20 protein-coding genes and 10 pseudogenes are annotated in these 25147 nt (G+C 44.0%); 28 read left to right on the top strand and 2 right to left on the bottom strand.

What is annotated here, in order from left to right:
• Window positions 1-4: 4 nt before the first annotated feature.
• A complete protein-coding gene (locus tag RJD28_15295; GenBank protein WNV57550.1) occupies window positions 5-241 on the bottom strand; it encodes a DUF6061 family protein in 237 nt (78 codons plus the stop codon).
• Between the two features lie 313 nt (window positions 242-554).
• Between RJD28_15295 and RJD28_15290 the strand changes: the two genes are divergently transcribed.
• The 15 genes and pseudogenes from RJD28_15290 to RJD28_15220 all read left to right on the top strand — a co-directional run bounded on the left by RJD28_15290 (window position 555) and on the right by RJD28_15220 (window position 9397).
• A complete protein-coding gene (locus RJD28_15290) occupies window positions 555-734 on the top strand; it encodes a hypothetical protein (protein ID WNV57549.1) in 180 nt (59 codons plus the stop codon).
• A 60-nt stretch (window positions 735-794) separates the two neighbouring features.
• A complete protein-coding gene (locus RJD28_15285) occupies window positions 795-1160 on the top strand; it encodes an ACT domain-containing protein (protein ID WNV59648.1) in 366 nt (121 codons plus the stop codon).
• Window positions 1161-1509: 349 nt separating this feature from the next.
• Entirely contained in the window at window positions 1510-1698 is a 189-nt protein-coding gene (locus RJD28_15280) for a TnpV protein (protein WNV57548.1), read from the top strand.
• Between the two features lie 214 nt (window positions 1699-1912).
• A complete protein-coding gene (locus tag RJD28_15275; protein ID WNV57547.1) occupies window positions 1913-2242 on the top strand; it encodes a DUF6442 family protein in 330 nt (109 codons plus the stop codon).
• Window positions 2239-2445 (top strand): helix-turn-helix transcriptional regulator, encoded by a 207-nt coding sequence (locus RJD28_15270; GenBank protein ID WNV57546.1) that lies wholly within the window; start codon window positions 2239-2241, stop codon window positions 2443-2445. The genes RJD28_15275 and RJD28_15270 overlap by 4 nt, the downstream gene beginning before the upstream one ends.
• Before the next feature lie 9 nt (window positions 2446-2454).
• Window positions 2455-2757, top strand: a complete 303-nt coding sequence (locus RJD28_15265) for a hypothetical protein (GenBank protein WNV57545.1) — start codon at window positions 2455-2457, stop codon at window positions 2755-2757.
• 19 nt (window positions 2758-2776) lie between these two features.
• A complete protein-coding gene (locus RJD28_15260) occupies window positions 2777-3574 on the top strand; it encodes a YhfC family glutamic-type intramembrane protease (GenBank protein ID WNV57544.1) in 798 nt (265 codons plus the stop codon).
• Between the two features lie 248 nt (window positions 3575-3822).
• A pseudogene (locus RJD28_15255) lies at window positions 3823-4007 on the top strand (hypothetical protein).
• Window positions 3994-4209, top strand: a complete 216-nt coding sequence (locus RJD28_15250; protein ID WNV57543.1) for a DNA repair protein RadA — start codon at window positions 3994-3996, stop codon at window positions 4207-4209. Before RJD28_15255 ends, RJD28_15250 begins: the two are co-directional and overlap by 14 nt.
• Before the next feature lie 127 nt (window positions 4210-4336).
• Window positions 4337-4531 (top strand): plasmid recombination protein, encoded by a 195-nt coding sequence (locus RJD28_15245; protein WNV57542.1) that lies wholly within the window; start codon window positions 4337-4339, stop codon window positions 4529-4531.
• 7 nt (window positions 4532-4538) lie between these two features.
• A pseudogene (locus RJD28_15240) lies at window positions 4539-4907 on the top strand (hypothetical protein).
• Between the two features lie 168 nt (window positions 4908-5075).
• Window positions 5076-5738 (top strand): response regulator transcription factor, encoded by a 663-nt coding sequence (locus tag RJD28_15235; GenBank protein WNV57541.1) that lies wholly within the window; start codon window positions 5076-5078, stop codon window positions 5736-5738.
• The gene (locus tag RJD28_15230; GenBank protein WNV57540.1) at window positions 5728-6552 is read left to right on the top strand and encodes a HAMP domain-containing sensor histidine kinase; all 825 of its coding nucleotides are present in this window, start codon (window positions 5728-5730) and stop codon (window positions 6550-6552) included. The genes RJD28_15235 and RJD28_15230 overlap by 11 nt, the downstream gene beginning before the upstream one ends.
• A gap of 176 nt (window positions 6553-6728) precedes the next feature.
• Window positions 6729-7409, top strand: a complete 681-nt coding sequence (locus tag RJD28_15225) for an ABC transporter ATP-binding protein (GenBank protein ID WNV57539.1) — start codon at window positions 6729-6731, stop codon at window positions 7407-7409.
• Window positions 7409-9397: an ABC transporter permease gene (locus RJD28_15220; GenBank protein WNV57538.1), complete on the top strand. Its 1989-nt coding sequence runs from the start codon at window positions 7409-7411 to the stop codon at window positions 9395-9397. The genes RJD28_15225 and RJD28_15220 overlap by 1 nt, the downstream gene beginning before the upstream one ends.
• Window positions 9398-9474: 77 nt before the next feature.
• Here RJD28_15220 and RJD28_15215 read toward each other — a convergent pair whose 3' ends face one another.
• Complete coding sequence (locus RJD28_15215) at window positions 9475-9711, bottom strand: DUF6061 family protein (GenBank protein ID WNV57537.1); 237 nt, start codon at window positions 9709-9711, stop codon at window positions 9475-9477.
• Between the two features lie 760 nt (window positions 9712-10471).
• On the opposite strand from RJD28_15215, the gene RJD28_15210 reads away from it, so the two are divergent.
• The 13 genes and pseudogenes from RJD28_15210 to RJD28_15150 all read left to right on the top strand — a co-directional run bounded on the left by RJD28_15210 (window position 10472) and on the right by RJD28_15150 (window position 25077).
• Complete coding sequence (locus RJD28_15210) at window positions 10472-11932, top strand: Lsa family ABC-F type ribosomal protection protein (protein WNV57536.1); 1461 nt, start codon at window positions 10472-10474, stop codon at window positions 11930-11932.
• A 214-nt stretch (window positions 11933-12146) separates the two neighbouring features.
• Window positions 12147-12674, top strand: coding sequence for an AAA family ATPase (locus RJD28_15205; protein WNV57535.1), 528 nt, complete (start codon window positions 12147-12149; stop codon window positions 12672-12674).
• A 215-nt stretch (window positions 12675-12889) separates the two neighbouring features.
• Window positions 12890-14471: pseudogene (gene mobQ / locus RJD28_15200) on the top strand (MobQ family relaxase).
• Between the two features lie 65 nt (window positions 14472-14536).
• Window positions 14537-15182: pseudogene (locus tag RJD28_15195) on the top strand (CHC2 zinc finger domain-containing protein).
• Window positions 15151-16488, top strand: coding sequence for a virulence-associated E family protein (locus tag RJD28_15190; GenBank protein WNV57534.1), 1338 nt, complete (start codon window positions 15151-15153; stop codon window positions 16486-16488). Before RJD28_15195 ends, RJD28_15190 begins: the two are co-directional and overlap by 32 nt.
• A 241-nt stretch (window positions 16489-16729) precedes the next feature.
• Window positions 16730-16928, top strand: a pseudogene (locus RJD28_15185) (hypothetical protein).
• The gene (locus RJD28_15180; GenBank protein ID WNV57533.1) at window positions 16929-18599 is read left to right on the top strand and encodes a recombinase family protein; all 1671 of its coding nucleotides are present in this window, start codon (window positions 16929-16931) and stop codon (window positions 18597-18599) included.
• A 91-nt stretch (window positions 18600-18690) separates the two neighbouring features.
• A pseudogene (locus RJD28_15175) lies at window positions 18691-18774 on the top strand (Maff2 family protein).
• A 305-nt stretch (window positions 18775-19079) separates the two neighbouring features.
• Window positions 19080-19670: pseudogene (locus tag RJD28_15170) on the top strand (CD0415/CD1112 family protein).
• Between the two features lie 653 nt (window positions 19671-20323).
• Window positions 20324-22158 (top strand): annotated as a pseudogene (locus RJD28_15165) (reverse transcriptase domain-containing protein).
• Window positions 22159-22260: 102 nt separating this feature from the next.
• Window positions 22261-22536, top strand: a pseudogene (locus RJD28_15160) (hypothetical protein).
• 17 nt (window positions 22537-22553) lie between these two features.
• Window positions 22554-22946 (top strand): PrgI family protein, encoded by a 393-nt coding sequence (locus RJD28_15155; protein ID WNV57532.1) that lies wholly within the window; start codon window positions 22554-22556, stop codon window positions 22944-22946.
• A gap of 19 nt (window positions 22947-22965) precedes the next feature.
• Window positions 22966-25077 (top strand): annotated as a pseudogene (locus tag RJD28_15150) (ATP-binding protein).
• Window positions 25078-25147: the final 70 nt, after the last annotated feature.

Here is a 25147-nt window from a genome sequence, read left to right as displayed (position 1 = left end):
ATAATCATAACTCTAATGAATCTTCAGCATCTACCCACATCTGTAAATTCCCATCAAGATATAACCTTGCATATTCTAATGGCTCATCGATTGCAAGCGATGTCAAAGCACAATCAGATCCAGGTGTGGTTCTTAAATTTTTTTCTGCTTCCCAACAATCAATACGGAGTATATAGCCCGTATTAGTATATACATCAATGCTGTTGCACTGTGGATTGTATTCTGCAAATATTGTTCTCATCGTATCCCATCTCCTTATCATTTAATCAATCAGTAGTAGCAAAAATTAAGAAGCATTTCAATCAGTTCACCATGTCACTTTTATTTTGTGTTATACTGTCTTATAGATTTTTCTTGCCCTTGTATTTGCCCTTATCAGAGTGCATAAACACTGATGGGACGATATAACACAAGGGAAATAATAAGGGAAAGCTCACCTGCGACAAATCCAGTGTTTTCAAGGGGTTGCGAAGAATTTAATAATAAAATATAACAGTTATTAAATTTCTTAAAACAGGTGAAATCTCAATCGGAATTTATGGAGGATAGAGCTGATGAACAACAAAAGGATAATTATAGGAGTCACTATCGGAATAATCGCAGCAATACTTTGGAGCGTTGTTTTTATAAATGTCTTAAATAGCATGGCTGGAATTGGAATCGGAATATGTCTGGGTATATCTTTTGGTATATCTGGCAGTCTTATTTTTTCAAAAAAAGATAAAGATAAATGATGATACAACTTCAAGTTTGGAGAATTGAGAAAATCGGAAATTGTGGAGGAGAGTAATTTGCTGGTATTAAATAAATTAGAGCGGTTGCTAACGGTATGTAAAGTCAAAAACATTGATGATATAGATTTAAGCAAGGAATTCTACTTCATTGGTAAAACAGATGAAGAAATTTCTCTTGTGTGTGAAACAAATGACGTTCCTGAAAACACAATAGAACGTGAAGATGGGTGGCGTGGTTTCCGTATTCAAGGAATTTTAGATTTTTCACTCATTGGCATTCTTTCAAAGTTGTCTGGAATACTTGCAGATAATAAAATTGGAATTTTTGCGGTATCTACATTCAACACAGATTATATTTTAGTGAAAGATGCGGATTTTGAAAAATCATTAGCTGTATTATTAAATGCCGGATATACAGTGATATAGATTTCAGATGCTTTAAACCCAAAGAAAATTATACGAGGAGTGAATTATTAGCATGAAAGTTCAGCATATTGCAATCGAAGGAAAATGTTTCTTTATCAACACTGATATGATTATCAGACGCAGTTCATACCCTTCTGATCTGCAGGAGTATAATATCGTATCTAAACTTCCAGGACTTACTTCTCTGGCGAAGACAATGAAAGTATAAATATAGGAGAACGATATTGTGTGGAGTAAGAAATCTATGCAGTATCGTTTTTTTCGTTTCTTGTGAAAAAATTTGTAGTTATTTGTAAGAATTTGTCGAGAAGTGTGCTATATTTTAATCTGCTGACAAGCGGAAAGTTATATGAACACCTTTGCCGAAATTGATACTTCGGCTCGTGATATGGCGGGATATCTGATAAAGGAAATGGCAAAGAAGCAAGGTGTAACGGAAGAACTGAAAGCAACGGATATGATGAGATGGATAGGATTGATGAATAACATTCGAGCCTGTGCCGATGAGATTGTATTGAATGATATTGTGTATTCCTAACGGATACCAACCGAAGAAGAACTGCTGTCAAACCGATGACAGTTTTTCTTTTTCGACAAGTATTCAAGAAGTTATTAAGTTGCGAGTATAATCGAAGTGGTAGAAAAGTTACCTCTTATATCGGTTGTAACTTTTTTATGAACTCTATTGACAAGAAAACTTGGTATGTGTATAATTAAAATATGCAAAGAAAACTTGACATGGAGGCGTTTTTATGAAAAAGGACGAAATCTTAAATGCAAGCAGAAAAGAACATCGCAATAAGGACTTGGCTGAAATGGAAGTGGTATATCAAGCCGGAAGTCACGCAAGCAAAGTTGGTGCTTTAGTGTGTTGTTTGCTTTCGCTGTTATCTTCTGTGCTTGCTCACACTATGATTTACAGTCCGTGGGTTATATACTTCAGCATTATTGCAACACAATGGTTAGTTCGTTTTATCAAAATGAAGCGAAAGAGTGATTTGGTCTTGACCGTTCTGTTTTTTGTGCTTTCGATTTTGGCATTTGTTGGATTTGTTAGCCATCTTTTAGAGGTGAGAATATGAAAGAACAATTACAACTGAAAAATCACTTAAAGGAAGTTCGCACAGAAGCAAATCTTTCTCAAGCTCAGCTTGCAGAAATGGTAGGGGTATCAAGAAATACCATTAGTTCTATTGAAACAGGACAGTTTAATCCAACTGCAAAATTGGCTCTAATTCTTTGTATTGCATTGGACAAAAAATTTGAGGAACTATTCTATTTTTAGGAGGTCATTATGGAAAATATTATAATGTTGATTTTGGGAGTGTTCATATCTGTTGTGGGAATTGTAAATATCAAAGGCAATATCAGCACAATTCACTCTTATAACAGGCGAAAAGTAAAGGAAGAAGATATACCAAAGTATGGAAAAACAGTCGGCACAGGAACGCTGATTATAGGAATATCTCTTGTATTAGGTTTTATTGTTTCGTTTTGGAGTGAAATAATTATAGATTATATCATTCTTCCAGCAGTTATTGTCGGATTAGGCTTTATATTGTATGGACAGTTCAAATACAATAAAGGAATTTTTTGAGAATCAGGGAGGTATAAAGATGGAATTGAACACAATATCAGGTCTGGCGATAGCGGGAGTTATCTGCTCCGTTGTCCTCTCGATGGGGGTACCGATTGCTTTGTTCATTGCAGGAAGGGTGAAGCTTAAGGCAAGGATTTCCTCGTTCTTTATCGGAGCAGGAACCTATCTGCTGTTTGCCATGCTGTTGGAGCAGCTGCTGCATGTTCTTGTCATTCAGTTCTGCGGACTGAACGCACAGAGCAGACCATGGCTTTACTATGTGTACGCGGCTTTGGCTGCAGCGGTTTTTGAAGAGACCGGAAGACTGATTGCCATGAAGTTCTGGATGAAGAAATGGCTGGATTTTCCAAATGCACTGATGTATGGAATCGGGCATGGCGGTGTGGAGGCCATTCTGCTCGGAGGACTCTCCGGAATTAGCAATCTTGTGTCCATGCTGATGATCAACAGCGGAGCCATGCAGAATACGCTGGCGGCACTTCCTGCTGAGTCTGCAAACCAGACCGTGTCACAGCTGTCGGCCCTATGGACAACACCGGCACCACTCTTTTTTGTAAGCGGAATCGAAAGAATCAGTGCCATCATTCTGCATATCGGGTTGTCACTGCTGATCTATCGGGCGGTAAAGGCAGGCAAATGCAGGACAGCGGCTTTTACAGCGGTTCTGGCATATGGGATTCATTTTATCGTGGACTTCTTTGCCGTGGCAGGTCCGGCGCTTCTTCCCATCTATGTGATTGAAATTGGTGCCTTTGTGATGGCAGCCGGAACTCTTGTTATGGCGCTGAAGATGGGAAGGATGGAAGAACTGTGAATTCCAGTTTTCTGCTATCATAAAACAGAATATATCTGACAGAACGCACCGTAGAAATACGGTGTTTTTTGTTACCCCAAACCCACAATTTCATACACAACCACAGGTTAGTACAAACACCTTGCGATTTTTTGAAAGGCTTAGAAAGGAAATTTTCCCTGATTTTTGACCCGAGAAATGACACAAACAAGGCTTAATGTATCTTTCCTGTGGTTTTTATTTTCGGCAGGAAAGGAGGATTGCTTGCTATGCCGAGAATGAGCAAGAAGCGGAAACAAGAGTGGGCGTTGTTTCTGAATGAAAGAAATCGCATTACCTACAACGACTTTGCAGAAAATGCAGTAGTGAATGTAAGCAGAGTTTTCGCTGTGTTGTGGTGCATTGCCAAAAATATTTATCGAGAAGGAGAACAAAGAACTATGAAAATGATTGAAAATGAAATGAATGTAACTGTACATCTTGAAATTATCAAGGCAAGCGAAATTGAGCCAAAAGAAGTGAAATGGCTGTGGTATCCGTATATTCTGTTTGGCAAGGTTACTCTGTTGCAGGGCGATCCCGGCAATGGGAAAAGCAAGTTAATGTTATCAATCGCCGCCCTGCTCTCAAATGGAGAACGTCTGAAAGTGTCATAGTGGGTTACACACATTCAAAGAATGTTGTGTAATGGCTTCGTCTTGCCGAGAAAGGAGAACGAAATGGCGAAAAGCAACAAGGCGGATATGAGTTGTGCAAGGGTAAAAAAAGTACACCGCTTCTGATGTGAGCAAGGCGGAAAGGCACAACGAACGCAAGAATGAAACCTATGAAAATATAAATGTGATTGAGGAACGTATACCCTATAATGTGCATTTCAAAAAGCCTTTTGCTCCGACCTATATGGAGCAATTAAAGCAGATGGAAGCTGACGGTATGGTGTCGCTTCGTGGGTTGAGAAAAAGACGCAACGTTCTTTAACGAGATTGCGATTAAGTGCAAAGATGGATTTGATAATAAGTGGAACAATAAATATGTTGAGGTCACAGAACAAGTAGGGAGATTGGGTTGTTTCGGATTCATGATAATTAATATTCCGGGAACTTGGTTTGGGTGGTGGTCTGACAAAGCATTTGCACTATATCTGATTGTAGATACCATATTGGTAATGCTTTATTGTGCTATTTGGATTATATGTTTTAAGAAAAACAGCGTTTTCAGAGCATTAGCACTTTCTATTATTCCTTCAATGTTGTTCTTATTTAGTGGGATTATGAGTAGGTCAGTGCTATTGATTATTGCATCAGTATTATTTGCACCAAGTCATATTGTGATTTCATATAAAAATGTAAAATGATATTTACAAATTCAAGTTTGCAGAACTGACCCAAAAGAGCTTGAAGGAGCTCTTTTTCCTTTTTTATAATAGTATCATTATGGTATAATAGAGACATTAAAATCGGAAGTTGTTTAATGGAGAATATATGAAGAAGAGAATAATCTTATAACGAAAGGACTATAATTCATGAGTAGAATACTTTTGGTGGAAGATGACACAATGATTGCTTCGGGGATTCTGTATGCACTTGAGACAGAAGGTTATGAAACAAATCATGCCACAGGTATAAAAGATGCCGGAAGTTTAATTGAACATTATAATTTTGACCTGGCAATTATAGATATGCAGCTTCCGGATGGAACTGGATTTGATGTAAGTGAGATATTCAAAAATAATGCTACATCTGTGATTTTCCTGACAGTTGTGGATGATGAAAATACAATTGTGAGGGCATTTGATGAAGGAGCACAGGATTATATTGTAAAACCTTTCAGAATTCGAGAACTTTTGGCGAGAGTTCGGCGCATTTTATCTGTCAATATCAAAAATGGAGAGAAGAATAACATAATCTATATGGGGCATGCAGCCATCCGTACAGATGAGGCAAAGGTTTATGTGAATGATAAAAGCATAGAACTTACAGCATTGGAATATCGGTTACTGCTTATTTTTGCGAGTAATAAAGGAATACTTTTGAAAAGGCAGCAGATTCTTGACAAAATATGGGACGCAGACGGCAACTTTGTTGAGGATAATACACTTACCGTTTATGTGAAACGGCTGCGGGAGAAACTTGGAGAGGCAATACACATTGAGACTGTGAGAGGAATGGGATATCGTGTGGATTAAGAAAAAAGAGATAGAACAGTTGTCGGAGTTTGTGAAAGGCTATAGTTCCGGCGAGGAACTGGATATTCGAGTGAATAAGGAAGGCTCTTTTAACATATTAAAAAATGATATTTATGCTCTTGTGAACACGAAAAATGAACAGATAAAGGCAGTTGAGGCAGAAAGAGACAGTCTCTCTGATTATATGGCAGATATTTCCCATCAGTTAAAAACACCGATTACTTCCATGATGATTATGGCGGATTTACTGGAGGAGGCAGAGCCGGAAAAACAGACAGAGTTCATTCATAACATACAGGTTTCGTTAAATAAAATGGAGTGGCTTGTAGGGGCACTTCTTAAGATGGCAAAGCTTGATGCCCATGCAATTGATTTTATCAAAAATGACATCCACACGTCAGAACTCTTAGAGGCGGTAAAACCATCGGTGGCAATCCTTTTGGATATCCACAATCTGACCATAGAGCTGAAACAGGATTGCCTCATACATTGTGATAAACGCTGGACCACAGAAGCACTCACAAACATTGTCAAAAATGCGATCGAATATTCACCGGATGGAAGTGTGATTGAGATTGACAGCGGAGAAAATCCCATGTATAGCTGGATTTCGGTCAGGGACAGCGGTATGGGAATGGACAAAACAGAGTATGCTGCTCTTTTTAAAAGGTTTGAAAATTCTACCAATGAAAATGGATTTGGAATCGGAATGCCGCTTGCACTCTCTATTCTGAAAGGACAGGGTGGCGACATTGATGTTGATTTTGGAGGCAGGGGAGAGGGAACGACTTTTATTTTAAAATTTTTCAAGTGATATCATTTATGCTGGAAGACCAGGAATTGTTTCTAAGTGACAAAATTGTCACAATAATAATTTCTTTTGTCACAGAACAGTCATTTTGCATTGCTAGGATGGTATTTGAAAAAAGGAGTAAAGACCTCTTCTAACAAAAGGTTCGGATTTTGCTCCGCAAAACAAGGAGAAATGCAATGGCTGTATTAGAAGTAAAGGAATTAACAAAGAAATATGGTGAAGGTGAGTCTGAAGTGATTGCGCTGGATCATGTGTCTTTTTCGGTAGAAAGAGGAGAATTTGTAGCAATTATCGGAGCATCCGGCTCCGGGAAATCGACACTTATGAATATGATTGGTGGAATCGATTATCCAACAAGCGGTTCGGTTATCATTGATGGAAATGAGATACAAGCAATGAGTGAGGATGAACTTGCAATTTTCCGCAGAAGAAATCTGGGAATTGTGTATCAGTTTTATAATCTGATTCCAACTCTTACTGCGGAGGAAAATATTGTACTGCCATGGAAATTAGATGGAAGAAAAGAGAATAAGGAACGGCTTTCTGAGATTGTGAATATGCTGGGGCTTGAGAAAAGAGCAAAACATCTGCCAGGGCAAATGTCAGGAGGTCAGCAGCAAAGAGTATCCATAGGAAGGGCACTTATAAACGAGCCGGCATTTATTCTTGCAGATGAGCCGACCGGAAATCTTGATAGTAAAACAAGCAGAGAGATTCTGGATATTTTGAAGTTTACCAATCAGAAGTATAAGCAGACGATTCTTCTTGTCACACATGACGAAAAGATAGCTCTGCAGGCGAACCGAATCATCACGATCGGAGATGGAAAAATCATAAAAGACGAGGTGATGAAGTAATGAAAATAACAGCACAACTCGCCTTAAGCCAGATGAAAGTGAATAAAAAAAGAACGATTGCAGGAATTTTTGCAATCGCACTTGCAACATCACTTATTACAACTGTAATGTGCTTTGTGACAAGCGCAAATAAGATGCTTACGGATTTCCTTGGTTCGGATTATGGAGAATATGGAGGAGCATACTCTCTCATGCTTGCAATACCGGCACTGCTTTTAGGTCTTCTTATTGCAGCAATGTCGATTACTGTAATATCCAATATATTTTCTGCTAGTGCCAATAAGCGGATTCAGGAGTTTGGTATTTTAAAATGTGTTGGTGCAACAGGCAGACAGATAAGGGCAAGTGTTATCTATGAGAGTTTATGGCTTAGTCTGACAGCCATCCCGCTTGGACTCATTGCAGGAACTATACTTGGTTATATTAGTGTGAAATTTACAGGACATTTTATTTCCGATATCAATGATGCTGCAAAAGAAATTATTATGAGACCTTTTACCCTTTCCCTGCTCTTTCATATATCTGTGTGGACATATTTGTTTGCAGGTGTATTTTCGTTTTGCATTGTATTATTCTCTGCATACAGACCAGCTAAAAAGGTTGGTAAATTTACTGCTATCCAGTGTGTAAAAGGGATTGGAGCAGGTACAGTTTTGAAAGAGATCCAAGTAAAAGACAGCTTTATCCAAAAAATATTTGGATGTGAGTCTGCAATTGCCTATAAAAACATGAAAAGAAACAAATACGGCTATAAGGCAACGATACGTGCATTGTCACTTGGGATTTTACTTTTTCTGTTAACCGGAGGATTATCCGGTCAGGCAAAGGAATTCCAAGAATGGATGACACCAAAATCAAAAGAAATGATGGTGGATTATTCTTCCAATTATGATATCGAGGTAAATGCGAAAACAGGGAAAGAAGAGAGAAAAATCAGCCGACCTGTTACATCAGACCAATATAATGAAATTACACAAAAGCTGGAAAAGTACGGAATAGACGTATATGGTGTTGGAGCAGATACTTTTACTTACAATGCGCTATTAGATAAAAATACATTAACAGAGAATATGCTGCAGGTTCCGAAATTTTCTGATGATAATGGGGAAACAAGGACAGAAATCGTGTCCGTTGATGATGAACTCTATAAAAAACTGTGTGACAGGGCAGGCGCAGAATATGGAAGTATTCTTCTGCTGAACACTTACCAATATAATGACAATGGAGAGTATGTGTCGATAAAACCTTTTAAAGATGATGTGACACAGATTTCCCTGATAAACGCAGCCAATGAGAAGAACACACTTACAATCGGAGGTATTTTAGAACAGTCCGATTTAAAGGAATATGGTTTTTTGGAAATGACACCATATCCGGTCAGAATTGTCGTACCTGATGCCGATGCGAGGAGTTTTGACTGGTTTAGTATGCCATCAGATGAAGATGATTATACAGAATATGCCAGAAGTGTCATGGATGAATATTTTCCGATTGTGGCAGAGGATTCTTATGTAGAGCAGGGATATACCGTGAGAATTGCCCGCACAGATGCTATGATTAAAATGCTCAATATAGCTATAGTTCTTGCTGAAATTGTGATGTATGGCTTTGTTATCCTGCTCGTTCTCATGGGATTTACAAGTGTAATTAGTACGCTGACGACAAATATCAGAATCAGAAGCCGTGAGTTTGCAGTATTAAAGAGTGTTGGAATGACAAATAAATCACTTTGCAGGATGTTATATAGTGAAAGTGTTTTTTGTGTTGTAAATGCACTTGTTCCGGGAGTTATACTTGGAATTGCCATTCCATTTTTAATTAATTTATCTATTCGGAAGGCTTTCCCGGTATTGTATCATATTCCGTGGGCGGCATTATTTTGTGGTATATTTGTTTTTATAGGAATTGTGTTTTTTATCACACGAACTGAAATTCACAAGTTAAGGGATAAAAGTATTATTGATGAAATAAGAATGGATATTGTATAAATTTTTTGTGAGCTGTGCATGGAGAGATATATAGTTTCTCTTCTCTCTTTGCACAACTCATTTTTGATGTTAGATTATCAAATTTTCAAGGAGTCTTCCGCATCTACCCACATCTGCAAATTTCCATCAAGATATAATCTTGCATATTCAAGAGGAGCATCAATGGCGAGTGCGTTTAATGCACAGTCTGATCCAGGTGTAGTCTTTAATTTCTTTTCAGCTTCCCAGCAGTCAATGCGAAGCATATAGCCGGCACTGGTATAAACATCAATACTGTTGCATTGTGGATTGTATTCTGCAAATATTGTTTTCATCGTATCAAATCTCCTTATCGTTAAATCAATCATTTGTTTCAAAAATCAGAAGCATTTCAATCAGTTCACCATGTCACTTTTATTTTGTGTTATACTGTTTTATAGGATTTTCTTGCCCTTGTATTTGCCCTTATCAGAGTTCGTAAACACTGGTGGGACGATATAACACAAGGGAAACAATAAGGGAAAGCTCACCTGCGACAAATCCAGTGTTTTCAAGGGTTTACAGAGAATTTAATAACAAAATATAACAGTTATTAAATCTCTTAAAACAGGTGAAATCTCAATCGGGATTTTACGGTCAGTAAGGAATGCGTAAAGTTATATGATTGTATTATAAGCGATTTGTTAAATTTTTATAACCACTTGTATTTGCCTGCGATTTATGGTATAATATTTTGAAATTTAGAAAGAGGTGGGAAGATGATTAACTTTTCTTGCAAATAAAATCAAAATATGCGGTAGTGCTATACTTTGGCATTATTGTGTCTATTGCAAGAAAGTTATATGTCTATCTTACTCAATATAGTGCTGTTGCCACTTTTGCTTAGTGGTGTTATTTTATGCTATGACGAGCTGCAAGGATAAACTTTCTTGTGGCTCTTATTTTGTTTTGGAGGTGCTTTATGAATAGTGCAGAACAGATAGTTACACATGATTCACTCCGTATAGTGTCGGTTCCTTTTGGTGAAATCTATACGTAGTAAACATTCACCGAACCGACTTTGTATCGTATGACATGCAAAGGAGGATAATATTTATGTCAATGATTAAAATTGAAAACCTTACGTTTTCATATCCGACAAGTTATGATAATGTTTTTGAAAATGTCAGTTTCCAGGTTGATACCGATTGGAAGCTTGGTTTTGTGGGCAGAAACGGACGAGGTAAAACAACCTTTCTGAATCTTCTGCTTGGGAAATATGAGTATAGTGGAAAAATCCTATCATCCGTACAGTTTGATTATTTTCCTTATCCCGTTTCAGATAAGAATCGTATTACAGAGGATATATTGCAGGAGATTTGCCCACTTGCGGAAGAATGGGAACTTATGCGAGAACTTTCTTATCTTGATGTTGATGTCGATGTGCTTTGGCGACCTTTTGAAACACTTTCCAACGGAGAGCAGACAAAGGTTTTGATTGCCGCTCTTTTTCTTAATGAAGGGCATTTCCTACTGATTGATGAACCTACCAACCATTTGGATGCCAAAGCGAGAAAAAGTGTGGCGGCATATCTGAAAAAGAAAAAGGGATTCATCTTAGTTTCTCACGATCGTCGCTTTCTTGACGATTGTGTTGACTATATTCTATCGATTAACCGAGCGAATATCGAAGTGCAAAGAGGAAACTTTTCATCATGGATGTCAAATTTTGAGCGACAGCAAGAATTTGAACTGGCTCAGAACGAACGTTTGCAAAAGGACATCAGACGATTACAGCAGTCGGCAAAACGCGCTGCAGTATGGTCTGAACGTGTAGAAGCTTCCAAAATTGGGGCAGCAGATAAAGGTTATGTCGGTCATAAAGCCGCCAAAATGATGAAGCGTTCAAAATCTATAGAAGCGAGACAACAACAGACAATCGAACAAAAATCAGCATTGCTGAAAAATATGGAAACCGCAGAAGCCCTCAAGATACAACCGCTTAATTACCATACAGATTTGCTTGCATCATTATCGAATGTAGTAGTTTATTATGATGGCATTTCAGTTTGTGAACCCGTTTCGTTTGAAATAAGACAGGGAGAACGCATTGTGCTTGATGGAAAGAACGGCAGTGGCAAAAGTAGCCTGTTAAAGTTGGTAGTCGGGCAGTCCATAGATTATACGGGTACAGTAACACTTGGCTCTGGGCTTGTAATTTCTTATGTGCCACAGGATACATCGTATTTATGTGGAACCCTTTCCGAGTTTGCAGAAGAAAACAACCTTGATGAAAGTTTGTTCAAGGCAATTCTTAGGAAAATGGACTTTGAGCGTGTACAGTTTGAAAAGGATATTAAAGACTTTTCTGGCGGGCAAAAGAAGAAAGTCCTAATTGCGAAAAGCCTTTGTGAAAAGGCACACTTGTATGTATGGGATGAACCGCTCAACTTTATTGATGTGTACTCACGTATGCAGATTGAACAACTCATAACGGAGTTTGCCCCGACCATGCTCCTGGTAGAACATGACAGTGTTTTTCGAGATACTGTGGCAAGTAAAATTGTGAATATCTAAATTGGTTCTTCCGCAATTTTACGTTTTTCGCTTTAATAAAAATGGAGAATGCTGATTTACACTGGCATTCCAGTATTGAAAAATTACAAAATACGGATAATTGCGTAAGAACCTCTAAATTAAAATAATTGTATGGGTTAATTCCAGCTTTACAGAGACTCAAATTCCAGTTTGTAGAATTAAGAAAATCGTAATTTGTGGAGGTAAAATATAGATGAATCAAGGTAGAATTATTGTAATCACAGGTGCGCCGGGGACAGGAAAAACTACAACGGCATCTGCTGTTGCAAAAGAATCAGATTTGGAAAAGTCTGTGCATATGCACACAGATGACTTTTATCATTATTTGAGTAAAGGGGCAATACCACCGCATTTGCCAGAATCAAATGAGCAAAATTTGATTGTCATTGAAGCGTTTTTAGAAGCTGCGAAGCGATATGCTCGTGGTGGATATGATGTAATTGTTGACGGTATTATCGGACCGTGGTTTTTAAAGCCGTGGCAAAGTCTTGTTCGGGAACATTATGAGGTGCATTATATTATTTTAAGGGCAAGTAAGGAAGAAACCTTGAAGCGAGCTGTTGAACGCTCAAAGTTAGACCGAAAGACAAATATCGAATTGGTAGAAACCATGTGGGAGCAATTTTGCAATCTGGGAATATATGAATCGAATGTTATAGATACGACCACTTATTCCATTCAAGAAACTGTTTCCGCAGTACAAGAAAAAAATCGCAAGTAGGGCAGCGTTGTTGTCTTAGATTGTTTTGGTGCAATTCCAGTTTGTTAGCTTTACATCGGGTCAACTTGTCCCGAACTTTTACAACTAAATACCCGCCGCTCACACAGTGGCACACCGAGCAGGAAATCTGAAAAAGGTCTCCTGCTTTTTTTCTGCCCAAAATGAGGTGGTAAAACGCCACCCCATCCACCAATTAGCGAAAGGAGGGACACGAAATGCCTTGTCCACACAACGAAATCACGATTGTTCAGCGCAGCCAGCGGCAGTCTGCGGTTGCCGCCGCTGCTTACCAAAGCGGCGAAAAGCTGTTCTGTGAATACGACCAGCAAGTAAAGCACTACCCGGAAAAGCGTGGTATCGTCCACAATGAAATCCTGCTCCCGGCAAATGCTCCACAGGAATATGCAGACCGCAATACTTTATGGAATGCCGCCGAAGCGGTGGAAAAGCAATGGAACTCCCAGCTTGCAAGGCGGTGGGTGCTTACCATTCCCAGAGAGATACCGCCCGACCAGTACGCTGTCCTTGTACGGGAGTTTTGTGAGCAGCAGTTTGTTTCCAAAGGAATGATTGTTGACTTTGCCATCCATGACCCCCATCCGCCGGGACACAATCCCCACGCCCATGTCCTGCTCACTATGAGGGCAATGGACGAACATGGGAAATGGCTTCCCAAGAGCCGCAAGGTTTATGACCTTGACGAGAATGGGGAACGGATCAAACTTCCGTCCGGCAGATGGAAAAGCCACAAGGAGGATACGGTGGACTGGAACGACCAGAAGTATTGTGAAATCTGGCGGCATGAATGGGAGGTTATCCAGAACCGCTATCTGGACGCCAATGACCGCCCGGAGCGTGTGGACTTGCGTTCCTATGCCAGACAGGGGGCTTGATATAGTCCCCACTGTCCATGAGGGGACTGCTGTCCGGCAGATGGAAAAGCGAGGTATCCAGACGAATATCGGCAACCTGAACCGGGAAATCAGAGCCGCCAACCGCCTGATGAAGTCCATCCGGCAGCTTATCCAAAACCTCAAAGGCTGGATTACCGAGCTGGGAGAAAAACGGAAGGAGCTGCTTGCACAAAAGGCGGCGGAGGAAGCGACACTTCTTCCCAATCTGCTGATGAAGTATATGGAGATACGAAAGGAAGAACGGAAGGACTGGACAAGGGCTGGACAGAACCGGGGAACTTCACAGGACTTAAAGGCAGTCAGCGAAGCCCTGTCCTATCTCCGGCAAAAGGGGCTTTCCACTGTGGAGGACTTAGAAGCGTTTCTGGAATCTTCCGGGAAATCAGCCGCAGATTACCGCAATCAGATGAAGCCAAAGGAAGCCCGGAGCAAAGTGATTGACGGGATTCTTGCCAGCCGGACAGACTGCAAGGAATGTAAGGCTGTCTATGAGAAGTACCAGAAGATATTTTTTAAGAAAATAAAGGGGAAATTCAAACAGGAACACCCGGAGGTTGCCCGGTATGAGAAAGCCGCTGACTACCTTGCCAAGCACCCGGACGATAAGGATAAAACGAAAAATGAGTTGCAACAGGAGCAGGAAACGCTTCTCAGCGAAATCGCAGAGCTGAAAGTACCACTGACCGAGGTACAGGAGGATTTGAAGAAGCTGCGGGACATCCGCTACTGGGTACGGAAAGCCACACCCGGCACAGAGGAAAGCAAAGAGCCGCCCAAGAAGCAGCCCATCAAAGAAGTCTTGCAGGATAAGACTGACGAGAAAAAAGCACAAAGAACCGCCCCGGCACAGGAGAAACACAGACAACAGGATATGGAACTTTAACAGGCACTTGCCATTTTCAATTAGAGAATGTCAGGTGCTTTTCTTATTTTCAAGGAGGGATAGATTTGAATGTATTCGAAGCTGTGAAGCAGTCCGTCACAACAAGACAGGCTGCGGAGTATTATGGAATCCATGTAGGTCGGAACGGGATGGCTTGCTGCCCGTTCCATAACGATAAAACCCCAAGCATGAAGCTGGATCGGCGTTACCATTGCTTCGGCTGCGGTGCGGATGGGGATGTGATTGATTTTGCCGCCGCCCTGTATGGGCTGGGAAAGAAAGAAGCCGCCGTACAGCTGGCACAGGACTTCGGGCTTTCCTATGAGGACTGGAAACCGCCGGGAAAGGTAAAAAAAGCCCAAGACCCGGCAGAAATCCCCGGAGGAACAGTTTCAGGAAGCAAAGAATCGCTGCTTCCGTATTCTTGCCGATTATCTCCATCTGCTGATGGCATGGAGAACGGACTACGCCCCGCACTCCCCGGAGGAAGCCTTTCATCCCCGGTTTGTGGAAGCCTTACAGAAGCAAGCCCAAGTGGAATATCTGCTGGATGTGCTGCTGTTCGGGGAAACAGAGGAAAAAGCGGATTTGATTACGGACTACGGAAAGGATGTGATACAGCTTGAACAGCGAATGGCAGAACTTGCAGCCGCAGACGCAGCAAGAACTAAAAAACACTATGAACGCCATGCAGCCGCCCCAGAGCGTTGAGGAAATCAAGGCGGGGCTGGAAACCACCGAGAAAGGCGGTGTCCGTCAGAGCATACGGAACTGCCTGACCGTATTCCAACGTGACCCTCTGCTTTCAGGGGCTATCGCATACAACATCCTGACTGACCGCAAGGACATCATAAAGCCCATCGGTTTTCACAGAGAAAGCACCGCCCTGAACGATACGGACATGAAGTATCTGCTTCTTTATCTGGAAGAAACCTACGGGCTTACCAATGAGAAAAAGATTGATAACGCCATCGGGATTGTGGCGAATGAAAACAAGTACCATCCCATCCGGGACTATCTCAATACCCTTGTGTGGGACGGGACAGAGCGAATCCGCTTCTGCCTGCGGCACTTTCTGGGGGCTGACGCAGACGATTACACCTATGAAGCGTTGAAGCTGTTCCTGCTGGGTGCAATCTCACGAGCCTTTCAGCCGGGGTGCAAGTTTGAAATCATGCTCTGTCTGGTAGGCGGTCAGGGGGCTGGAAAGTCCACCTTCTTCCGGCTGCTGGCAGTCCGGGACGAGTGGTTCTCCGATGATTTGCGGAAGCTGGACGATGACAATGTGTACCGCAAGCTGCAAGGTCACTGGATTATTGAAATGTCGGAAATGATGGCAACCGCCAACGCCAAGAGCATTGAGGAAATCAAGTCATTTTTAAGCCGGCAGAAAGAGGTCTACAAGATACCTTATGAAACCCACCCGGCAGACCGCCCCCGTCAGTGCGTGTTTGGCGGCACTTCCAATGCCCTTGACTTCCTGCCCCTTGACCGTTCCGGCAACCGCCGCTTTATCCCGGTCATGGTGTACCCGGAGCAGGCGGAAGTTCACATTTTGGAGGATGAAGCCGCTTCCAGAGCCTATATCGGGCAGATGTGGGCGGAAGCGATGGAGATTTATAAAAGCGGCAGGTTCAAGCTGGCTTTCAGCCCCGCCATGCAGCGGTATCTCAAAGAACACCAGCGGGATTTTATGCCGGAGGACACCAAAGCCGGGATGATACAGGCGTATCTTGATAAATACACCGGGAGCATGGTCTGCTCCAAGCAGCTCTATAAGGAAGCCTTGAACCATGCTTTTGACGAGCCGAAGCAATGGGAAATCCGGGAAATCAACGAGATTATGAACCAGTGCATTTCCAGCTGGCGGTACTTCCCAAACCCAAGGATGTTTTCCGAATATGGCAGACAAAAGGGCTGGGAGCGTGAAAACCCGGCAACGGACTCCGGCAACCCGTCTGAAAAAACGATGGACGGTTTTGTGGAGGTCACAGAACAGATGGAGCTTCCATTCTGAAAAGGACAGCCCGTTGCACCCCCTGTTGTTATCCCGTTGCCGAGCCGGTTGCCGGGAAAAACCCCTTATTTCCGGGCTTTTCTCCCTTATAACAACCAAAACAACAAAAAAATAAAAGAAAAGTATAAATAGTAACCATCGCCAGATTGAGATTGTTTGCAAGGTCTTTTGAAGTCCGTTGCCGGACTTCGTTGCCGACACCCTCTGTCTGGCTATTTTCATGTATGGAGGATAACTGCCTATGGCAAAAAACAAAACAGAGATTCATGTGACCACTGTATTTGACGGGGAGCTTGACGCCACTGATGTGTTCGTCAGCCTGATTTCCCAGAAATACGGAAAGACAAATGCAAAAAGAATATCTTGCTAAAAAGAAAGATATAGGCTATAATGAAGATGAGGTTCAAAAGAGCCAGATACCGTCTGGATTGTGTGGGTAAATGGCTATGATGAACGAAATGGAATACAGAACAATCGGTTCGGCACTTGCCGGGGGTTATCGTGCGGCGGTCTATTGCAGGCTGTCAAAGGACGATGACCTGCAAGGCGAAAGTGCCAGTATCGCAAACCAGCGTGATATGCTGGAAAAATACTGCGAAAAGCAGGGATGGGAGGTTGTGGCAGTCTATCAGGACGATGGCTTCACAGGTCTTAACATGGAGCGTCCTGACCTACAGAGAATGTTGAGAGCCATTGAGCGCAGGCAGATCAACCTTGTCATCACGAAAGACCTCAGCCGACTGGGGCGTAATTATCTGCAAACCGGGCATTTGATTGAGGACTTTTTCCCAAGAAACGGTGTCCGCTATATCGCCATGAATGACGGCATCGACACCCTGCGGGATAACAACGACATTGCCCCGTTCAAGAATATCCTGAACGAGATGTACAGCAAGGATATTTCCAAGAAAGTCCATTCCTCTTATCTTCTGAAAGCGCAGAAAGGACAGTTTACCGGGTGTCTTGCCCCGTTTGGGTATCGGAAAGACCCGGAGGACAAAAACCATCTGCTCATTGACGAGGAAACCGCCCCGATTGTGCGGCTGATTTTCGGATATGCCCTGAACGGTCATGGTCCGAACTATATCCGCAGACGGCTGGAGAAAGAAAAAATCCCCTGCCCTACATGGTGGAACCGGGAACGGGGGCTTCGCAATACCCGCACCAAATGGGAAAAGAAAGACCCAGAAAACGGGCGGTATATGTGGGACTTCTCCGTTATCAAAGACCTTTTGATGAATCCCGTCTACACCGGGGCGATTGCTTCCCAGAAAAAGGACTACCGCTTCAAAATCGGCACGATTGGGGAAAAGAAGCCGGAGGACTGGATTGTGGTGGAGGGACAGCATGAACCGCTGATTGACAGCATGAGCTTTGACATTGTGCAGAACAAGCTGAAATCCCGCCAGCGTCCGGGGCAGACCAATGAAATCAGCCTGTTTGCCGGACTGTTAAAATGCGGCGAGTGTGGGAAGTCGCTGACGGTACGCTACACAAACGCTAAACATCCCCAGCGGATTTACTCCTGCAAGACCTACAATGCCTTTGGAAAGAACCACTGCACCCAGCACCGGATTGATTATGACACCCTTTACAGCCATGTGCTGCGGAAAATCCGGGAATGTGCCAGAGCTGCCCTGATGGACGGGGAAGCGGTTGCCGACCGCCTGACCAATACCTGTGAAGCCGAGCAGCGGGAACAGCGGGAAGCAATGGAACGCTCCCTTACAAGGGACGAGGAACGGATTGAGGTTCTGGACAAAATGGTCATGCGGCTTTATGAGGATATGATTGCAGGGCGTATCAGTGAGCAGAATTTCAACACCATGCTGGAAAAGACACAGACCGAGCAGACGGAGCTTAAAACAAAAGTGTCCGAGGGCAGAAAGCGGCTGTCCGATGAAGTCCAGCTTGCCAATGATGCAAAACAATGGGTGGAAGCCATTCAGGAATACGCCAACATCACAGAGCTGGACGCAGCCACCCTCAACCGCTTAATCAAAGAAATCGTTGTGCATGAGCGCATTGACGAAGATAAAACAAGACACATTTCTATCGAAATTCATTTTAATCTCAAACCCATCCCGGAGGTGGAACAGGTCACTGCCTGACCTGTCCCGCCGGGACGGTTCTCTTAACAACACCATATAGATTTTTTGTACGCCGCCGCCCGCCATCGAGCAGAGTTTTTACACCTAATTGGGGATGAAACAGCTGATGGCCGGTGGCGGTGTAGCACTGATCGGCACGACTCTGGTGCCGCTGCTTTCCGGTCTGTTCGGTTAAGCAAAGGCTGTCGGAGCGAAGATTCCGACCGGGCGGCGAAAGCTGCCTGTTACATAGTCAGGTGCAGGCAATCTCCGCAGCTGGCTATTTTCTGCGCTCTCCGGCAGGTGCACATGTTGGAAGTATGGCGCAGGACCGCAGTTTAGAATCGCACGGCTGATAGGCCGGACAAGTTACAGGAGGACAAATCTATGGCGTTTCTTACTACAACTGCATCGGCACTGTCTCTTTTCTCACAGCTGTTCATGCTTCTGTCCCGGATGGCGAAGCTGTTCGGCGTGTTTGCGTAAGGAAGGAGGCGGCTCATGCAGAGTATCCTTGAACAGATCACAGATTGGCTCAAGAGCATGATCATCAGCGGTATCATGGGAAATCTTTCAGGGATGTTCGATTCGGTCAACCAGCAGGTTGGACAGATCGCAGGCGATGTGGGAACCACACCGGCGAACTTTTCACCTGCGGTTTTCTCTATGATCCGTAACATCTCGGAATCCGTGATCCTGCCCATTGCCGGAATGGTGCTGACATTCATCGCCTGTTATGAGCTGATCCAGATGCTCATCGAGCATAACAATCTGGCAAATTTCGAGACGTGGACATTTTTCAAATGGGTCTTTAAGACCTTTCTGGCAGTGACTCTGATCTCGAACACATTCAATATCACGATGGCTGTCTTTGATGTGGCGCAGCAAGTGATCTCCAGAAGTGGCGGTCTGATTTCCGGCAGTACGTCCGTCAGCGATGCGACCCTGACAGCAATGCAGGCTACACTGGAAGGCATGGACTTGGGACCGCTGCTGGGACTGTATTTGCAGACCTTTGTGGTTCAGGTCACGATGCTGGCGTTGTCGGCTATCATCTTTGTCATCGTGTATGGCCGAATGGTGGAAATTTACCGCGCGTCCAGAAGCGCCGCTTTTCATCCAAAGGCGGTGCGCGGACATTTTGGGAATCCGGCTTTAGCAAGCCGGTAAAGAAAAGTATCAAAGACGTGAAACGCGTCACTTTAGCGTCATCCGATTTACCCCGGAGGGAAACCACAAGGGGGACAATAGCGTATCGGAAAAATCGCGAGTTGGGAAAACCATCTACCCACGACTGAGCGGCAAGACGCAACATTGTGAATGAGGAGCAAGGCTAAACTGCTTTAAGGGTAGTCCGAGGCGGGATACTCGACCCGGCGGCGCAGGATGGTTGTATTCGCCGTATGTCATAGCGGAATGTGACAGGTAAACACAGACCGCACGATACTTATGACAGCCAGCCGCAGTAAGCGGAAAAGGACGAAAACCCACTACCGACATCACAATACGCTTATCCCAAAGTGTCTAACTGGAGATTGCCTAAACCGGAACGCCGGAACTATCCGGCTATGCGTAATGCCGCAAGGCGATAAATTTCAAGGGGTAAAAACCCAAGAAAGATGACGCTGAATATCCGGCATGGCAACGGAGCCTCCGTAGTAGTCCGAGGGCGGGAAAGCCGTCTACATGGCGAAGGGAGGCAGGATGTCAACCAATTCATAAAAAGGAAAGGTGCGTGAGGCATTATGAGAAGTCCTGAAAATGTGTTGGAAAGCCTAAAATCCAAGGCGTGTAACAAGAGTTACAAGTACGAGCGGTTATACCGCAACCTGTACAATCCACAATTCTATCTGCTGGCATATCAGCGGATACAGGCGAAACCAGGCAACATGACAGCCGGAACAGACGGCAAAACCATTGACGGAATGGGAATGGCAAGGATAAACGCCCTCATTGAAAAGATGCGGGATTTTAGTTATCAGCCTAACCCGGCAAGGAGAACGTATATCCCGAAATCCAATGGGAAAATGCGTCCTCTGGGGATACCGTCATTCGACGATAAACTGATACAGGAGGTGGTGCGGCTCATCTTGGAGAGTATTTATGAGCCAACCTTTAGCGACTATTCCCACGGTTTCCGTATAAACAGAAGCTGTCATACGGCACTCAAATATGTGCAGAAATATTTTACGGGGACAAAGTGGTTCGTTGAGGGGGGATATAAAGGGCTGTTTTGACAACGTAGACCATCATGTGTTGATTGCTATTTTGCGAAAGCGGATTGCAGATGAATATTTCATCGGTCTGCTCTGGAAGTTCTTGAAAGCTGGATATATGGAGGATTGGAATTACCACAATACTTATTCCGGAACTCCGCAAGGCTCCATCATCAGCCCTATCCTGGCAAACATCTACATGAACGAACTGGACAGTTATATGGCAGAGTATGCAGAGAAATTCAACGGCGGAAACCGCCGTAAAATCAATCCTGCGTTCAAGAAGAAATTGGATGTCTGCCGAGGAAAAGAACAAAGGCTTAAAAGAAATATCTCTAAAATGAGCGTGGAAGAAAAAGAGGGCTTAATTGCAGAAATCCGGGAACTTCGGCGTAGTCTGAAATCTATACCGTATAGCGACCAGATGGACGATAGCTATAAACGGCTTTGCTATATCCGATACGCCGATGATTTCTTAATCGGAGTTATCGGCAGCAAAGAGGACGCAGAACAGATTAAACAAGATGTAGGCTACTTTATCCGGGACAAACTCCATCTGGAAATGTCCGAGGAAAAGACATTGATTACTCATGGACACGACGCTGCGAAGTTCTTGGGATATGAGGTCACAATCGCCAAAGGCGAACACAACAAAAAGACCAAAACCGGGGCTACCAGACGGGTAAACAATGGAAAAGTCTTACTTTATGTTCCCCATGATAAGTGGGTAAAACGATTGTTCTCCTACAATGCCCTCAAGATTAAATATGACAAACAAAATGGAAACAAAGAGGTTTGGGAGCCTGTCCGGCGCACTCGCCTGTTGCACTTGGACGATTTGGAAATCCTAAACCAATACAACGCAGAAATCCGTGGATTGTATAACTACTACCGACTTGCAAACAACGTGTCTGTACTCAATAACTTCTACTATGTAATGAGATACAGTATGCTCAAAACCTTTGCTGGAAAATATCGGACACGAATCAGCAGAATTATCCGCAAGTACCGTCAAGGAAAAGATTTTGTTGTGGAATATCCGAAGAAAAAACGGCAAGGTCGGAAAGGTATTGTTTTACAATAATGGGTTCCGCCGGGACACTAAAGTAGAAAGCGGAAATCCTGATATAGTAGCAAGAATTTTTGAGAATTATGGGCGTAATAGCCTTATAAAAAGACTGCAAGCAAACAGGTGTGAGTGGTGTGGCGCAGAGAATGTGCCGCTTGAAATACACCATATACGAAAACTCAAAGATTTAAGTGGCAGAAAACAATGGGAAATCGCCATGATTGGGCGTAAGCGCAAGACAATGGCACTCTGCATTGACTGTCACGATAAGTTACACGCAGGAAAGTTAGACTGACATCTGGAGAGCCGGATACATCGAGAGGTGTAAGTCCGGTTCGGAGGGGAGTTCTCGGAAACCTGCCATAGTGATATGGTAAGGCGCCGGGTTCTTACCCTACTCATGGTGAGCCTTGCGCCGATTCCGTTCGCAACCTTTGGAAACCATGAGCAGAGCCATACCGGTCAAAACTATCTGCGCTCCCTGTTTGCACTGGGATTCCAGGGGTTTCTTATCATGATCTGTGTAGGCATCTACGCAGTTCTGATTCAGAACCTGTCCTTTTCGGATAACATCATCAGCAGCATTTGGGGCGTTATGGGCTATACGGTTTTGCTGGCATTTACGCTGTTTAAGACGGGAAGCCTCGCAAAATCCGTGTTTGCAGCGCATTAAGGAAGGAGGCATGATTCGTGGCATCTTATATTTCTGTACCGCGTGACCTTTCAAAGGTCAAAACCAAGGTCTTTATGAATCTGACCAAACGGCAGATTCTCTGCTTCGGAGCCGGTGCGCTGATTGGCGTTCCGGTTTTCTTTTTGCTCAAGTCCAGCGGGAATCTGAGCCTTGCTGCACTTGGCATGATGGCAGTGATGCTGCCGCTTTTCTTTCTTGCCATGTACGAGAAAGACGGTCAGCCGCTGGAAGTGGTGGCAAAGCACTTCTATGAGGCAAAGTTCAAGAGGCCGAAAACGCGGCCTTACAAAACAAAAAATTACTATGCACTGCTGGTTCAGCAGGCAGACGTGGAAATGGAGGTAAATCGCATTGTTCAAAATTCTCGAAAAGCTGACATCGAAGAATAAAAAGCAGGATGACATCCGAATGCCGTCTCATCTGTCAGCCGCAGAGCAGAAACAGGTGCAGACGGTGATTGACCGCGCAAGGGGGGACCGCACGATTCCGCATTCGGCACAGGAGAGCATTCCTTTTCAGCGGATGTTCCCGGACGGTATCTGCCGTGTGACGGACAACTACTACACCAAAACCATCCAGTATCAGGATATCAATTATCAGCTGGCACAACAGGAGGATCAGACAGCTATCTTTGAGGAATGGTGCAGCTTCCTGAACTTCTTTGATTCCAGCATCCGCTTTGAGCTTTCTTTTATGAATATGGCTACGGATGCCTCGAATTTTGAGAAGATGGTGTGTATTCCGTACCAGAAGGATCATTTCAATCCGGTGCGCACGGAGTACAGCACCATGCTGCGCCGCCAGCTTGCCCAGGGCAACAACGGCCTGACCAAGACGAAGTACCTGACGTTTGGCATTGAGGCGGAATCCATGAAACAGGCAAAGCCGAGGCTCATTCACATCGAGATCGACCTGATGAACAACTTCAAACGCTTGGGTGTCCGGGCAAAATTGCTGAACGGCAAGGAACGGCTTCATCTGATGCACGATATGTTCCACATGGGCGACCATGACCGGTTCAATTTCGATTGGAAGTGGCTGCCGGAGAGCGGGCTGTCGGTAAAGGACTTTATTGCTCCGACCGGATTTGCCTTTCCGAAGAACCGGATTTTTCAGATGGGCGGGATGTATGGTTCTATGTCCTATCTCCAGATCACAGCTTCCGACCTGTCGGATCAGCTGCTGAAGGACTTTCTGGATATGGAATCCAGCCAGATCGTGACCATGCACATTCAGTCGGTAGACCAGAACAAAGCAATCAAGTCCATTAAGCATACCATCACGGAGCTGGATCGTTCCAAGATTGAGGAACAGAAGAAAGCAGTCCGTTCTGGATACGATATGGACATCATTCCGTCGGATTTGGCGACTTATGGTAAGGACGCAAAGGCATTGCTGAAGGAATTACAGAGCCAGAATGAGCGTATGTTCCTGCTGACTTTTCTGGTGATGAACACCGGCGAGACGGAGCAGGAGCTGGAGACCAACGTGTTTCAGGCTTCCAGCATCGCACAGAAGTACAACTGCAACCTGCGCCGTCTGGACTTTCAGCAGGAGCAGGGGCTGATGAGCTGCCTGCCGCTGGCGCAGAACCTGATTGAGATTCAGCGCAGCATGACTACCAGCAGCACGGCAATTTTCGTGCCGTTTACCACCCAGGAACTGTTTCAGACCGGGAAAGAGGCTCTGTACTATGGGTTGAATGCCCTGTCCAACAACCTGATCATGGTTGACCGGAAAAAGCTCAAGAACCCCAACGGGCTGATTCTTGGTACTCCCGGTTCCGGTAAATCCTTTTCTGCCAAGAGAGAAATCGCCAATGCGTTTCTGGTGACGGATGACGATGTAATCGTGTGCGATCCGGAAGCCGAGTACACGGCTCTGGTGCAGAAATTTGAGGGGCAGGTTATTAAAATCAGCCCTTCCAGCACGCAGTATATCAATCCGATGGACATCAACGCGAATTATTCAGAAGAGGATAATCCCATTGCCTTGAAAGCAGATTTTATCCTGTCCCTGTGTGAGCTGATCGTGGGCGGCAAGGAAGGCTTGCAGCCGGTAGAAAAGACGGTTATCGACCGCTGTGTGCATCAGATTTACCAGACCTATTTTGAGAACCCGGTGCCGGAGAATATGCCGGTGTTACAGGACTTGTACGAGGCACTGCTCCGGCAGGATGAAAAGGAAGCACACCATGTGGCAACGGCACTGGAAATCTATGTGACCGGTTCTCTGAACCTGTTTAACCACCGCACCAACGTAGATATCAATAACCGGCTGGTCTGCTATGACATCAAGGAGCTGGGCAAGCAGCTGAAAAAGATCGGTATGCTGGTGGTGCAGGATCAGGTTTGGGGGCGTGTGACCGCCAACCGTAACGCCGGTAAAGCCACCCGCTACTATATGGACGAGTTCCATCTGCTTTTGAAAGAGGAGCAGACAGCGGCTTACAGCGTGGAAATCTGGAAGCGATTCCGTAAATGGGGCGGTATTCCCACCGGCATCACCCAGAACGTGAAAGTGCGCCCAGATAGGGCGCTGTGCAAAGCAGTCTAAGGTACTGCCGCACACGGCAGTGTGCGAAACAATC

This window comes from Oscillospiraceae bacterium NTUH-002-81 (assembly GCA_032620915.1).
Classification (GTDB): domain Bacteria; phylum Bacillota; class Clostridia; order Lachnospirales; family Lachnospiraceae; genus JAGTTR01.
Note: the sequence above shows the minus strand (reverse complement) of the source record. Positions and strands in the feature narration are given on the sequence as shown.